Raw genomic sequence first — 12370 nt, forward strand, 5'->3', positions numbered from 1 at the left:
AACTGCGTGCCATGTTCCGTAATTCCGCGCCGCTCCGCATCCTCCAGATTCTCCGCGCCCCGGTCGGCGGCCTGTTCCGGCATGTCTACGACCTGACGCACGAATTGGCGGCCCGCGGCCACCAGATCGGCATCGTCGCCGATAGCCTCCACACCGACGCCCTCACCGAGGAGCGGCTCGGCAGGCTCCGACCTCTCGCGCCGCTGGGCATCCATTCGCTCCCCATTCCGCGCGTCTTCGGCACCGCTGACCTCATGACGCCGCTAAAGGTCAGGCAGCTTGCCGATGTGCTGCAGATCGATGTGCTGCATGGTCACGGCGCCAAAGGCGGCCTCAACGCGCGGCTGGCGCGGATCGGCGCCAGGCAGCGGGTCTCGCTCTACACCCCACATGGTGGCGTACTGAACTACAAGCCGCACTCACCGGCGGGCCTCGCCTTCCGCCTGATCGAGCGGGCGCTGATCGGGGCCACCGACGCCATCGTGTTCGAGAGCGCCTTTGCGCAGGCCGCCTATGTCTCGCAAATCGCCCGGCCCACCTGCCCCGCCCCGGTCATCCACAATGGCTTGATGCCTTCGGAGTTCGAGCCGATCACGCCGGGCCCCGATGCCGCCGATTTCGTCTTCATCGGCGAGTTCCGCGCCGTGAAGGGCATCGCCTACCTGCTCGATGCGCTGGCACCCGTTCGCGCCCCAGGCGGCCGCCCCGCCACTCTCGTCATGGCCGGCGGCGGCCCTGATCTCGACGCCGTCAAAGCCCAGATCGCCCGGCTCGGCCTCGCCGACCGCGTTACCCTGCTCGGCGTCAAGCCGGCCCGCCCGACCCTGCACCTCGGCCGCATGGCCGTGGTTCCGTCGCTCGCCGAGTCGCTGCCCTACGTCATCCTCGAGGCCGCGGCCGCCGGACGGCCCGTGATCGCCACCGATGTCGGCGGGGTCAGGGAAATCTTCGGACCCACCGCGTCGAGCCTGCTCCCCGCGGCCGATACGCCTGCCCTCCGTCGGGCGATGCAGTCTGCCCTCGACGACCCCGCGGCGGCCACGCAGGAGGCCGAGATGCGCCTCGCCCATATCCGCGCCGGCTTCTCCATCGCCCACATGGCCGATCAGATCGAGGCGCTGTACCGGCGAGTCCTCGACACCAGGCGAACTACGGGTTTCACCGAGTCTTCATCGGTATCTTCCTAAAGTCCGGCTGAACCACAAGAGCCCAGTCAAAGAGCCGCCCCCACCATGTTCCATCTCGATCCCAAAGAAGCCGTCCTCGAGCACGTCGCCCACCCGCCCAAGGCCAAGGCCGGCCCGCCGCGACTGGGCGACCTCGCCGCAGCGATCGCCGACCAGCCGATCGAGCCGACCTATTCGGCGGCGGTGGTGACGGGCGTCACGCAGGTGGCGGAGATCGGTGTCCTGACGCTCACCGGCTTCACGCTGTTCGGGCTCAATGGCGGTGACACGCTGCTCAGCGTCATCACCACGCTCGGCGTCGTCGCCGTGGCGCAACTGTTCATCAGCCTCGCCCGGATGCATAGCGTCGCCGCCTATCGCCTGGGCTTCACGCAGATCTGGAAGACAGCGCTCGCCTGGACCGCCGCCTTCGCCGTACTTGGCGCGCTGGTGTTGCTCTATGACAGCGGCCATGCCCTGTCGCGCAACTGGGTCGTGACATTCTGGGCCGCCGGCCTCGTGGTGCTGGTCGTCTCGCGCACCTTCGTGCACGAGCTGGTCACCCGCTGGACCCGGCAGGGCAAACTGAGACGCCGCACCGTCATCGTCGGCGGCGGCAAGGATGCCGAGGCGTTGATCGAATCCATCCAGACCGGTGCCAGCGACGACATCGACCTGCTCGGCCTGTTCGACGACCGCAACGACGACCGCTCGCCCGAATCCGTCGCCAGCCTCGCCAAGCTCGGCCGCGTCGCCGAACTCATCGAGTTCGCCCGGCAGACCCGGGTCGACCTCGTCATCGTTTCGATGCCGCTGTTCGCCGAGCACCGCGTGCTCGACATGCTGAAGCAGCTCTGGGTGCTGCCGGTCGATATCCGGCTCTCGGCCCACATGAGCAAGCTGCGCTTCACCTCGAAGGCCTATTCCTATGTCGGCGGCGTGCCGGTCTTCGACATGGCCGACCGGCCGATCTCGGACTGGAACCTCGTCTTCAAGTGGCTGTTCGACAAGCTTGTCGCGATCACCGCCCTAGTCCTGCTCTCGCCGGTGATGATCGCCACCGCGATCGCCATCAAGCTCGAGAGCAAGGGCCCCGTGTTCTTCCGGCAGAAGCGCCACGGCTTCAACAACCAGCTCATCGACATGTGGAAGTTCCGCTCGATGCGCACCGACATGCTCGATGCCAACGCCACGAAACTGGTGACCAAGGACGACCCGCGGGTCACCAAGGTCGGCAAGTTCATCAGGAAGACCTCCATCGATGAACTTCCGCAGCTTTTCAATGTCCTTCTGGGTGAACTTTCGATCGTCGGACCGCGTCCGCACGCGCTCTCGGCCAAGGCCGACAACCAGCTCTACTACGATGCGGTCGAGGGCTATTTCGCCCGTCACCGGGTGAAGCCGGGGATGACCGGCTGGGCCCAGATCCACGGCTGGCGCGGCGAGACCGACACGGTCGACAAGATCATGCAGCGAGTCAACCACGACCTCTACTACATTGAAAACTGGTCGCTCTGGCTCGACGTGAAGATCGTCGCGATGACCCCGATCTCGCTGTTCACCCAGCGCAAGAACGCGTTCTGAGGTGAGCGCCGCCGGCGTCCACACCGTTTCGGCGCTCGGCGCCACCTGGCTCCGCACCCGCGCCACCACCCTGCTCGACGCACTCGTCGTCCTCTGGATCTTCGCCGGCGGCATGGTGATCACCGAGCCGTCGCCCTACGAACTCGCCTTCCTGCTCGTCCTCGGCGTCTCGATGCTCGCCGGCTTCACGCTGCGCCGCTCGACCCTGGGGCTGCTGGTGCTATTCGCGAGCTTCATCCCGTTCGCCATCATCGCCGCCTTCCAGGTCAGGTTCAGCTCGATCCCGGACGCGCTGATCTACCAGACCGTCACGATCTTCCTGTTCTTCACCTCCTACTGGGTGGCCAACTACGTCGCCGACGCGCCGCAGGCCCGCATGCGCCTGATCGTCGGCGCCTACCTCGCGACGGCGCTGCTCTCTGCCATCCTCGGCACGCTCGGCTACCTCGGCATCGGCCACGACCTGTTCACCCGCTACGATCGGGCCAAGGCGTTGTTCAACGATCCCAACGTCTTCGGCCCGTTCCTGATCCTGCCCGCCATGTATGCGCTGCAGCGTGTGCTGATCGGCACGCCCAAGCGTGCCGCCTGGGCTGCACTCGCCTACGCCGTCCTGCTGGTGGGCGTCTTCGCCAGCTTCTCCCGAGCCGCCTGGGGCCACATCGTCATCTCCAGTGCCATCATCTACCTGCTGGTGTTCGTGCTCGAAGCCCACGCGCGCCAGAAGGTGCGCATGCTGATGATCGCGCTGCTCGGCCTGCTGCTGCTCGTCGTGGCGGCGGCCGGCGTACTGTCGATCCCGCAGTTCCGCTCGTTCATCGAGCTCCGCACCCAGTCGCAGAACTATGACACCGGCGAAAGCGGGCGCTTCGGCCGCCAGGGCTACGCCTTCGACCTGGCGCTGCAGCACCCGCTCGGGCTCGGCCCGCTCGAGTTCCGCAACCTCCGCGTCAAGGAAGAGCCGCACAACACTTACGTCAACGTGCTGCACGCCTATGGCTGGGGCGGTGGCTTCGTCTTCATCCTGTTTATCGGCGTCACGCTATGGCGCAGCGCCACATACATCGCCCGCCCCGGCCCCAACCGCCTGCTGCTGATCCCGTTGGTGTCGGTGTTCGTGCCGCTGGCGGGCGAAGCCGCGATCATCGACCTCGACCACTGGCGCCACTTCTTCCTCGTCGCGGGGCTGATCTGGGGCATCACCGCCGCCTACCGGCATGTCGAGAAGCGATTTGGCTTGGCGGCGCCCGTTCCCTGAGGGCATGATTGCTCCCTAGCGCGACAGCGGGGGCAACATGGAACCTCAGAGCAGCTCGATGCAGGCGGTCCTCACCACCACGGCGGACCTCGCCAAGGTGCGCTACGACACCGGCGATATCCTCATCGCCGAAGGTCCCAGCAGCGGCGTGCTCTACATCCTCGTCGACGGCGCCGTCGAAGTGCTGCGCGGCGACGTCCGCGTCTCGCTGGTCGACGAGCCGGGCGCCGTGTTCGGCGAAATCTCCGCCCTCCTCGGCCGCCCACACAGCGCCACCGTGCGCGCCATCGAGCCCGTCACCGTCCACCGCATCGAGGATGCCGAGAGCTTCCTGCAGATGCGGCCGGAGATCGTCTTCCACGTCGCCCGCATCCTCGCCAGCCGGCTGATCGACGCCACGACCTATCTCGCCGACCTCAAGCACCAATTCAGCGACCGCAGCGACCATCTCGGCATGGTCGACGAGGTGCTCGAAGCCCTGGTCAACCAGCAGCTCCCCTCGCAGCCTGCTGCTCCTGCCGGTGACGGCAAGCCCGATCCCCGCCTCTAGGCAGCCACCGGAGCCCGTGGCAGCCAGGCCGGCCACTCGGTCATCTCTTCGGGTGCGCTACCGCTGCCCCAGTCGAGCGTTCCCGCACCCTCGAAAGAGAACCAGGCCGCCTGCTTCAGTTCGGAGTCGACCACGATATGCGTCGGCACATCGCCCACCTGCTTGCCGGGGTTGAAGACCCAGGTATCCCCGATGCGCGATGCCCATGAGCCGCCGCGCGCGAACGGCGCTTCATGCACATGCCCGCTGAACACCAGTTGCGGCCGGTACTGCACAATCCAAGCCGCCAGCTCGACATCGCCATAGTGCCGCGACCCCGACCAGCTCACCGGCGCCTCGGCCGGAGGCGCATGATAGACCCAGAACCAGTTCCGCCCACGCGTCGTCGCCGCTTCCGCCAGCTGCCTGCCGATCGCGTGCTTGGCGATATCCCCATCCCACCATGGGCAGACGGTGACAGTATCCTCGCCGATCGCGAAGGTCTCGTTGTCGGCATGCGCGCCGCTCCCACGCGCATAGGGCACCCAGCGCGCATAGCGTTCCCCGGTCGAGTAGGCGTGGTTGAGGTCATGATTGCCCGAACACACGACGAGCGGCGCCAGCGCCCGCAGCCGCTCGAGATACTTCAGCACCACCACCATCTGCGCGCTCGTGGTGACGAAGGAACTGCCGTCCAGCAAATCTCCGGCGATGATCAGCAAGTCATAGCGATCGGCGACCGAGACGAGCCAGTCGAACTGCGGCAGGCTGTAGTGTAGATCGGCGACGGCGAGGATGCGCATGGCGCCCTCCCCCGGTCGTCAGCGAGCGAGATACTTCCGCGCCATTGTCGCGGTGTCCAGCGCAAACCGCTCCGCATGGGCCTTGGCAAGGTCGGTTTCTGCATGCGAGCCGATCCAGGCCAGCAACGCCATGCGCCTGAGCAGGATCAACGTATCGATCATCCTGAGGTCTTCCGGCTTCAGCGGCCGGATTTCCATATAGGCGCCGAGCCACGCCCGGATCAGCGCCGGCACCTGCGGCGAGGTCTCGATGAACGAGAGGCTGGCGGCCAGGTCGTAGAGGAACCAGCCGAAGCCGGAATCGTCGAAATCCAGCAGGATCGTCTGCTCGCCATCGACGAGGAGGTTGCCGAGCCGCATGTCGGCATGGATCAGCCCGAAGCGATCGATGTCGGTGCCATAGGCCCTGAGATCGGTCCTGAGCGCCGCGTCGAGCTCCGTCAGGTCGGCCAGCACCTCGCCCTCGACATGCGGCGCCTTGCGCCAATCGCCCCACAGTCCGGACGCCTCGAGGATCCCCACCGCGTCCCAGATCGGCCGCACGAACTTCTCGGGCTGCTGCCAGGTGGCGATGTGGTTATGCAGCGTCGCCGCATACCGCCCCAGCGTCGCGAACAGCGGCACGAGATCGGCATCCGGCTGCGGCTCGCTGCCGTTCTCGAACGCGAACAGTGCCGCAAACCGATCGGGCGCCACCTCCTGCACGATCTCGCCGTCGGCTCCGGGAATCGGCCGCGGCACCGGAATCTCGGTGTCGTCGGTGATTGCCTCGAGCCAGGCCAGCTCGCTGCCGATCGCGGTCTTCGATTGATAGCGCGGCCGATGCAGCCGCAGCACATGGCGCGCGCCGTTGGGCCCGTCGATGCGGAACGTGTGATTCTCGGAGAGATTGATCAGAACCGGCGCGCCGCCATCGGCGACCGGCCAGCGCTCGAGGCTGCCGGCGACGAGCGACAGTTCCTCCGGGAGCGGATCGCTGGGGGCAATATCCAATCCGCTATCCTCTGAGGCCTTTAGAAGAAATGGTCGGAGTGGCCGGATTTGAACCGACGACCCTTTGTCCCCCAGACAAATGCGCTACCAGGCTGCGCTACACCCCGACTGGTGCGGAGGCCTACAGAAACCAGCCTTTTGAGGCAAGAGGCATTTTTGCGGCAATGCGATCGAAGCAGGGCTAACGCCCCCTCGCCTCCACGATCTCCGTCACCTCCGCCGTCTCCACCTGCATGCCAAATCTGCTGTCGTAGATGTGCGCCATGGCGTCGTGGGTGGAATCGGCGGACGAGCAGATCGCGTCGGTGGCGATGATCACGCGGTAGCCGAGGTCGATGGCGCCGATGACGGCCGCCATCACGCAGACTTCGGTTTCGGCGCCCGATACCACCACCGTGTCGACGCCGTCGGCCAGCAGTTCGGCGTGGAGCCGGCTGCCCAGCCAGGGGCTGTAGATCGGCTTGTCGAACACCCGCGCCGGTGGCGCAAATCGTCCGAGGTCGGGGATCAGGTCGATCAGCGCGGGATCGAGCTGCTCACGTGTCATCATCGCCCAGCGCTGGTAGTAGCGGCGCCAGGTGCCGCCGGCCTCATCCGCCGACATGGGCGGAACGAAGCGGGTGAAGACCGTGCGTTCTGGGCCCAGCTCCACCAGCCGCACGACCTCCGGCAGCACCTTCTCCATCCACGGCGCGTGCCATTCGGTCTGCTCGGCGAACATGCGCTGCATGTCGACACAGAGGTGCACCCAGTTATCGCCAAGCGGACCGAAGTGAATGCCGGAAGGTGCGACGAGGTCTGTCGGGGAGGTCATCGACCAGCAACTCGATGCGGCGCGACCGGTTCCCCTCCCCCACTCAAGAAAGCCACTGGAGAGGAATTTCGCGAGCGCCTGTCACGATTTGCCGTCTCGCGCGTTGTGAAAGGGCCTGCATTTCCGCGGCGTCACGGAGATTACAGATGTCCGTCCTTATCGGAATCCTCATCACCTTCCTGGTGGTCGTCCTCATCCTTTGGCTGGTTCAGCGCCTGCCGGTCGATGCCCGGGTGAAGCAGATCATCCAGATCGTCGTGATCATCATCGGCATTGTTTCGCTGCTGAAGTACCTGGCGGTATTCTAAGCCACCAGGTCGATCAGCTTCGCTTCGGCCGCGCGCGCCGCATCAGTTGGGCTCAGCCCGACCAGGAGGCCGCGCTGGCCGCCATTGATCAGCACCTCGTCGAATAGTTCGGCGGTCTCATCGATGGCCGTGGGCACGCGCTTGCGCTGCCCAAAGGGGCTGATGCCGCCGACCTTGAAGCCGGTGAGACGCTCAGCGTCCGCCGGCTTCATCATGTTGGCGGACTTACCGCCGAACGCCGCGGCGAGCTTTTTCATGCTCACCTCGCAGTCGGATGGCACCACGACGCAGACCGGCTTGCCGTCGACCTCCGCCATCAGCGTCTTGAACACCTGCTCTGGCGCCTTGTTCAGCGCCTCGGCCGCCTGCAGGCCGATACGCGGCGCATCGGGATCGTAATCGTAGGGGAAATGGGTGAAGGCGATGCCGGCCTTGTCGAGCGCCAGCGTGGCCGCGGTGGTCTTGGACATAGCACCAAGTGTTACGGCGCGGAAACCGCGCCGTCTACTGCGTGGCCGCCCGGTGCCTGGAGCAACAGCCTGCCGATGTCGGCATCGTAGCCGGCTGTACGCCGAGCAGCCCGCCGGCGGAAGCGGATATCAGGTGATCCTGGCAGGCTGCCGCTTCGGCTTGGGCCCAGCCTCGGGCTCCTCCAGCAACGCCTTGACCTCTGCCGCCCGCTCCGTGAGCCCCTTGGGGTCAGTGGCCCAACTGCTGAAGCGATCGAGCAGGTTGGCGAACACGATCAGCTCGGATTCGTCCCACTGCCCCAGTGCGCTGGTGAACATCCCCATCTTGCTCTGCCGGATCGCATCGACGAAGCGCCGGCCCTTGGGCGTCAACTCAAGGCAGATGCGGCGCGCATCCTGCTGCGAGGCGACGCGGCGGGCGAAGCCGCGGTCGACGACGTCGGCGGATACCCGGCTGGCGCGCGATGGATCGATGCCGAGCCGCTCGGCGATCAGCCCGACGGTCACCTCTTCTGCGTCGCCCTCGATCCGATGGCCGATGGCGCTGATGACGTCCATGTGGGCGACTTCCAGATCTGGCGCGATCTGCGCCAGCACGATCCGGCCGAACTCGCGGCGCATCATGTTGCGGCGGATTCTGGCCATCACGCCATCGATCGCACCAACGGCCTGGGCCGCCGCCTCGCTGAGCCCGCGGCTTCGCGCCAGGGCAACCAGCTCCTGATCGCCGATTGTCGTGCAGGCCAGCACCGGCAGCGGCGGCATGTCATGGTTGTCTTTCATGCCACCGCGCCTAGCAGATTCATGTGCTCACGTCAATTACATGCTGTGTGCACATATTTGCTGTTGACACATATGTGAGGGAGGCACATAAGCCATCCGAGTTTCGGAGATTTCCAAATGAGCGTTGATACGAATCCCATTTCCGGCGCCGCGCCGGTCGCCGAGGCGCCAGCGCGCCCCGACCGCACGACGCTGCTCGTCTATTTCGGCGCGTTGATCGCGATGTTCATGGCGACCCTCGACATGCAGATCGTCGTCACCGCGCTGCCCACCATTGCCGGCGAACTGGGCAACCTGCACCTCTTCGGCTGGGTCGGCTCGGCCTACCTCCTCTCCACCGCTGCGGTGTCGCCGTTCTACGGCAAGCTCGGCGACATGTACGGTCGCAAGAACGTGGTGATGACCGCCATCGTCCTCTTCCTTGTCGGCTCAGCGGTCTGCGGCATGGCCTGGTCGATGGAATCGCTGATCGCTGCCCGCATCCTCCAGGGCATTGGCGGCGGCGGGCTGATGGTCTCGGCTTTCGCCATGATCGGCGAACTGTTCGGGCCGCGCGACCGCGCCAAATACCAGGGCTATTCGTCCGCCGTGTTCGCGTTGAGCTCGATCCTCGGGCCGGTCGCCGGCGGCTACATCACCGATATCTTCGGCTGGCGCTGGGTGTTCCTCGTCAACCTGCCGGTCGGCCTCGTGGTGCTGGCGCTGATCGGCTTCGCCATGAAGTCGAAATTCACCGAGAAGAAGCACAAGGTCGACTATCTCGGCGGCGTGCTGCTGGCTATCGCCACCACCGCCATCGTCTACTGGGGCGATCACGTGCTCGATCCCTCGGGCCCGGACCTCTTGACTTTCGCGCTGCCGGTGATCGGCGTCGGCGCCGCCATCTGGTTCATCATGGTCGAGCGTCGTGCCGAGGAGCCGATCGTGCCGCTTCGGCTGTTCGGCAACCACACCATCAGCATCGTCACCATCGTTTCGCTGATCGCCGGCTCGGTGACGCTGGGGATGTTCTTCTACTTCGCGCTCTACTTCCAGACACTCACCGGTCTGGGGCCGGCCGAGGTCGGCTTCCTGTTCCTGCCGGCATCGGCCACCTCGATGGTGATCTCGATGGTCGCCGGCCGAGTGATCGCCTCGACGGGGCGATACAAGTGGATGCCGGTCGCGGCAATGGCCGTGGGCGCTGCCCTGATGGTCGCCTTCACCTTTATCGACGCCCACACGCCGCTGTGGATTCTGGCGCTGATGATGGCGGTGTTCGGCATTTCGATGGGCCTGCAGTTCCAGGTGCTGATGGTTGCCATCCAGGCCGCGGCGCCGCTGAGCGACATCGGCGCGGCCACCGGGCTGATCACCCAGGCCCGTACCATCGGGGCGTCGATCGGTCTCGCGATCAACGGCGCGGTGATGACCTTCGCGCTGACGCAGCAGAACGCCGCCCTGCCCGCCGATGTCGCGGCGCAACTGCCCGACGGCCTCACCGGCCTAAGCCCGCACATCGCTTCGGGCCTGCCGGAGGCGGCGCGCGATGTGGTGCTGAGCCACTACGGCGCCGGCATCAACGTGATGTTCCTGTGGGTCGCCGCGCTCTATGTGCTGGCCATGGGCTTCACCATCCTGCTCAAGGACGTGCAGATCCCGAAGCGGGCGTAACGGCCGGAACGAGAAACGAACAAGGGGGCCATCCGGCCCCTTTGTCATTCGCGCCTGCGCGCCTGGCGTCAAATCGTCGGCCGCGGCTCGGAGATCGTGGCGTGGAGGAATTCGAGCAGCTGGGCGTTCGAGAAGGGCTTGGCAAGAATGGGCCGATGGCGGTGACGCTCGACGATTGCCTCCGGCCCCGTTGCCGTCGCGAAGAAGAACGGAACGTTCCGGTGGGTCAGCTCGTCGGCGAGCTCGAAGCTGTCGGCGCCACCGACTTTGACGTCGAGGATCGCGCAGTGCACCGAACGGTTGCCCATCCGCGACCGGGCCTCATCCGGAGTGCCGCAGACGATCACCTCCGACGCACCGAGATCGAGCAGGAAATCCTCCATCATCACCGATACCAGTGCTTCGTCCTCGACGATCAGCACGGTCCCGATTCCAAAGCCTTCTACCTGCGGATTTGATAGCACTTGCCGTCTCCTTCGCGATCATGCTTGCGCCGTCGGCCCCGTAAAATCGAGGAAAATGGGAGTTAGCGCGTTGCCACCTTGCAGCGCATTGGGGCGAATGAGTACGCGCTGCATGCAACCATTCGGCGTCTAATGAGTTGAATGAGTAAGTGACCTCATAACCTCATGATCTGCGATGTCCGAAAAGACCTACAAAGGTAACGACCTGATCCGCGGCGAGCGCCTCCAGATCATGCTGGAGGCAGACGAACTGCGTGCGCTCGATGATTTTCGTTTCGCCAACCGGATGCCGAGCCGGGCCGCGGCGGTGCGCGAATTGCTGCGGCGTGGACTCGCTGTCGACGGGGTGGTCAACGCCAGCGGAAATGGTTCTTCGCAGTCTTTCGGCGTGCTTGATGGCAATGGCGCGGCCGAAGACGATAGCGGCCCTGGGGCCTAGCCCTCGCGAGCCCGCTCCAATAGGCGCTTGCAGTCGAGCAACTCGCGCAGCACATCCGACAGCTTGTCGCGGTCGGCAGCGGTCAGCCCAGCCGGCTTTGGCTTGAAGCTTGGCAGCTTCAGGCGAGCGGGCGCGGGCGCAACCTCGGTCATGTCGTCCTCGACGAGCACCGCTGATTCCGATGCAAAGTCCTCGTCTGGCTCGGTATCGGCCGGCTGGTGCTCCAGCGCTTCCACCGGGCGGCCCTCGCCGATGCCGATGACGTAGCGGATGCCCTGGTCCTTGAGGATGCGCTGCACCCCCTTGATAGTGAACCCCTGGTCGTAGAGCAGGTACCGTATGCCCTTGAGCAGCAATACGTCTTCGGGCCGGTAGTAGCGCCGGCCGCCGCCGCGCTTCAGCGGCTTGATGGTGGAAAAGCGCGTTTCCCAAAAGCGCAGCACGTGCTGCGGCAGGTCGAGCTCGTCGGCCGCCTCGGAGATGGTTCTAAACGCGTCTGGAGACTTGTCCAAAAGGACTCACCCGCCCGGAAAGAGTCTTATTTTCCAGACCGGACCATAGATTTGTTGATCTTGGATTTCAACACGTTGCTGGGTTTGAACACCAGAACCTGTCGCGGCAGGATCGGCACTTCCTCGCCGGTCTTGGGATTGCGGCCGATGCGCTGATTCTTCGAGCGCACCTGGAACGAGCCGAACGAGGAGAGCTTGACGTTGGCGCCCTCAACCAGCGCGTCGCCGATCAAGTCGAGTACGCGCTCGACCAACTCGGCCGATTCCGTTCGCGACAAGCCCACCGCTTCGTAGACCGCCTCGGCCAAGTCCGCTCGCGTGACCGTCTTCTGTGTCATATGCCGCCCCTCCGTTTCGCCTACCTGCATTTCAGGTCCCCGTCAGGCGCCCCCACCCACGGATTTTGTCAAAGATTAACGCGCTGTAACGTGACTGGCAATCTGGCTTACCAATCAAAGGCGTGACCACTTCGCAACCGCCCCAACTGGCCGGGCGGCGGCCCCGCCCTCCGAGTTAACCGCGAATTCGGACTTCTGGTGGAGAGTTTTGGTCCGGCGCCACACGTCGTGGACCCTCGCGACCGTCGGATCCAAC

15 protein-coding genes and 1 tRNA gene are annotated in these 12370 nt (G+C 65.4%); 7 read left to right on the forward strand and 9 right to left on the reverse strand.

What is annotated here, in order from left to right; all coding sequences use genetic code 11:
- Nucleotides 1-11: 11 nt before the first annotated feature.
- Genes AC1DWU_RS16850 through AC1DWU_RS16865 form a run of 4 tightly spaced genes read left to right on the forward strand, consistent with a single transcriptional unit; the run spans nucleotide 12 to nucleotide 4558 of the window.
- Nucleotides 12-1187, forward strand: a complete 1176-nt coding sequence (locus AC1DWU_RS16850; protein ID WP_477151155.1) for a glycosyltransferase family 4 protein — start codon at nucleotides 12-14, stop codon at nucleotides 1185-1187.
- Nucleotides 1188-1232: 45 nt separating this feature from the next.
- Entirely contained in the window at nucleotides 1233-2750 is a 1518-nt protein-coding gene (locus AC1DWU_RS16855) for an undecaprenyl-phosphate glucose phosphotransferase (RefSeq protein ID WP_477151156.1), read from the forward strand.
- Nucleotide 2751: 1 nt separating this feature from the next.
- Entirely contained in the window at nucleotides 2752-4008 is a 1257-nt protein-coding gene (locus tag AC1DWU_RS16860) for an O-antigen ligase family protein (protein ID WP_477151157.1), read from the forward strand.
- A gap of 37 nt (nucleotides 4009-4045) precedes the next feature.
- The gene (locus AC1DWU_RS16865; protein WP_477151158.1) at nucleotides 4046-4558 is read left to right on the forward strand and encodes a cyclic nucleotide-binding domain-containing protein; all 513 of its coding nucleotides are present in this window, start codon (nucleotides 4046-4048) and stop codon (nucleotides 4556-4558) included.
- Here AC1DWU_RS16865 and AC1DWU_RS16870 read toward each other — a convergent pair.
- From AC1DWU_RS16870 to AC1DWU_RS16885, 4 genes are all read right to left on the reverse strand, one after another.
- Nucleotides 4555-5340 carry a metallophosphoesterase family protein gene (locus AC1DWU_RS16870; RefSeq protein WP_477151159.1) on the reverse strand — a complete coding sequence of 262 codons (786 nt, stop codon included), beginning with the start codon at nucleotides 5338-5340 and terminating at the stop codon, nucleotides 4555-4557. The two genes, AC1DWU_RS16865 and AC1DWU_RS16870, sit on opposite strands and share 4 nt — an antisense overlap.
- Nucleotides 5341-5358: 18 nt before the next feature.
- Complete coding sequence (locus AC1DWU_RS16875) at nucleotides 5359-6333, reverse strand: phosphotransferase enzyme family protein (RefSeq protein WP_477151160.1); 975 nt, start codon at nucleotides 6331-6333, stop codon at nucleotides 5359-5361.
- 30 nt (nucleotides 6334-6363) lie between these two features.
- Nucleotides 6364-6440 (reverse strand) — tRNA-Pro (locus AC1DWU_RS16880).
- 74 nt (nucleotides 6441-6514) lie between these two features.
- Complete coding sequence (locus tag AC1DWU_RS16885; protein WP_477151161.1) at nucleotides 6515-7147, reverse strand: cysteine hydrolase family protein; 633 nt, start codon at nucleotides 7145-7147, stop codon at nucleotides 6515-6517.
- A gap of 146 nt (nucleotides 7148-7293) precedes the next feature.
- Here AC1DWU_RS16885 and AC1DWU_RS16890 point away from each other — a divergent pair, with 146 nt between their 5' ends.
- Nucleotides 7294-7455, forward strand: coding sequence for a Thivi_2564 family membrane protein (locus AC1DWU_RS16890; RefSeq protein WP_141728495.1), 162 nt, complete (start codon nucleotides 7294-7296; stop codon nucleotides 7453-7455).
- On the opposite strand, the gene ybaK is transcribed toward AC1DWU_RS16890, so the two are convergent.
- Complete coding sequence (ybaK, locus tag AC1DWU_RS16895; protein WP_477151162.1) at nucleotides 7452-7925, reverse strand: Cys-tRNA(Pro) deacylase; 474 nt, start codon at nucleotides 7923-7925, stop codon at nucleotides 7452-7454. The genes AC1DWU_RS16890 and ybaK overlap by 4 nt on opposite strands.
- A 129-nt stretch (nucleotides 7926-8054) precedes the next feature.
- Entirely contained in the window at nucleotides 8055-8708 is a 654-nt protein-coding gene (locus tag AC1DWU_RS16900; RefSeq protein WP_477151163.1) for a MarR family winged helix-turn-helix transcriptional regulator, read from the reverse strand.
- Nucleotides 8709-8825: 117 nt separating this feature from the next.
- Between AC1DWU_RS16900 and AC1DWU_RS16905 the strand changes: the two genes are divergently transcribed.
- A complete protein-coding gene (locus AC1DWU_RS16905) occupies nucleotides 8826-10361 on the forward strand; it encodes an MDR family MFS transporter (protein ID WP_477151164.1) in 1536 nt (511 codons plus the stop codon).
- Nucleotides 10362-10429: 68 nt separating this feature from the next.
- Here AC1DWU_RS16905 and AC1DWU_RS16910 read toward each other — a convergent pair whose 3' ends face one another.
- Complete coding sequence (locus AC1DWU_RS16910; RefSeq protein ID WP_477151165.1) at nucleotides 10430-10783, reverse strand: response regulator; 354 nt, start codon at nucleotides 10781-10783, stop codon at nucleotides 10430-10432.
- 217 nt (nucleotides 10784-11000) lie between these two features.
- On the opposite strand from AC1DWU_RS16910, the gene AC1DWU_RS16915 reads away from it, so the two are divergent.
- Complete coding sequence (locus AC1DWU_RS16915) at nucleotides 11001-11264, forward strand: hypothetical protein (protein WP_477151166.1); 264 nt, start codon at nucleotides 11001-11003, stop codon at nucleotides 11262-11264.
- Here the strand turns inward: AC1DWU_RS16915 and AC1DWU_RS16920 are convergent.
- On the reverse strand, nucleotides 11261-11776 hold the full coding sequence (locus AC1DWU_RS16920; protein ID WP_477151167.1) for a MerR family transcriptional regulator: 516 nt from the start codon (nucleotides 11774-11776) through the stop codon (nucleotides 11261-11263). The genes AC1DWU_RS16915 and AC1DWU_RS16920 overlap by 4 nt on opposite strands.
- Nucleotides 11777-11802: 26 nt before the next feature.
- Nucleotides 11803-12114, reverse strand: coding sequence for an integration host factor subunit alpha (locus AC1DWU_RS16925; RefSeq protein ID WP_477151168.1), 312 nt, complete (start codon nucleotides 12112-12114; stop codon nucleotides 11803-11805).
- Nucleotides 12115-12370 lie beyond the last annotated feature (256 nt).

Source organism: Devosia sp. P2_G7 (genome assembly GCF_056403495.1).

Coding starts and splice junctions, on each gene's coding strand:
- AC1DWU_RS16850 (WP_477151155.1), top strand. CDS start 12: ATGTTCCGTAATTCCGCGCCGCTCCGCATCCTCCAGATTCTCCGCGCC.
- AC1DWU_RS16855 (WP_477151156.1), top strand. CDS start 1,233: ATGTTCCATCTCGATCCCAAAGAAGCCGTCCTCGAGCACGTCGCCCAC.
- AC1DWU_RS16865 (WP_477151158.1), top strand. CDS start 4,046: ATGGAACCTCAGAGCAGCTCGATGCAGGCGGTCCTCACCACCACGGCG.
- AC1DWU_RS16870 (WP_477151159.1), bottom strand. CDS start 5,340: ATGCGCATCCTCGCCGTCGCCGATCTACACTACAGCCTGCCGCAGTTC.
- AC1DWU_RS16885 (WP_477151161.1), bottom strand. CDS start 7,147: ATGACCTCCCCGACAGACCTCGTCGCACCTTCCGGCATTCACTTCGGT.
- AC1DWU_RS16890 (WP_141728495.1), top strand. CDS start 7,294: ATGTCCGTCCTTATCGGAATCCTCATCACCTTCCTGGTGGTCGTCCTC.
- ybaK (WP_477151162.1), bottom strand. CDS start 7,925: ATGTCCAAGACCACCGCGGCCACGCTGGCGCTCGACAAGGCCGGCATC.
- AC1DWU_RS16900 (WP_477151163.1), bottom strand. CDS start 8,708: ATGAAAGACAACCATGACATGCCGCCGCTGCCGGTGCTGGCCTGCACG.
- AC1DWU_RS16905 (WP_477151164.1), top strand. CDS start 8,826: ATGAGCGTTGATACGAATCCCATTTCCGGCGCCGCGCCGGTCGCCGAG.
- AC1DWU_RS16915 (WP_477151166.1), top strand. CDS start 11,001: ATGTCCGAAAAGACCTACAAAGGTAACGACCTGATCCGCGGCGAGCGC.
- AC1DWU_RS16925 (WP_477151168.1), bottom strand. CDS start 12,114: ATGACACAGAAGACGGTCACGCGAGCGGACTTGGCCGAGGCGGTCTAC.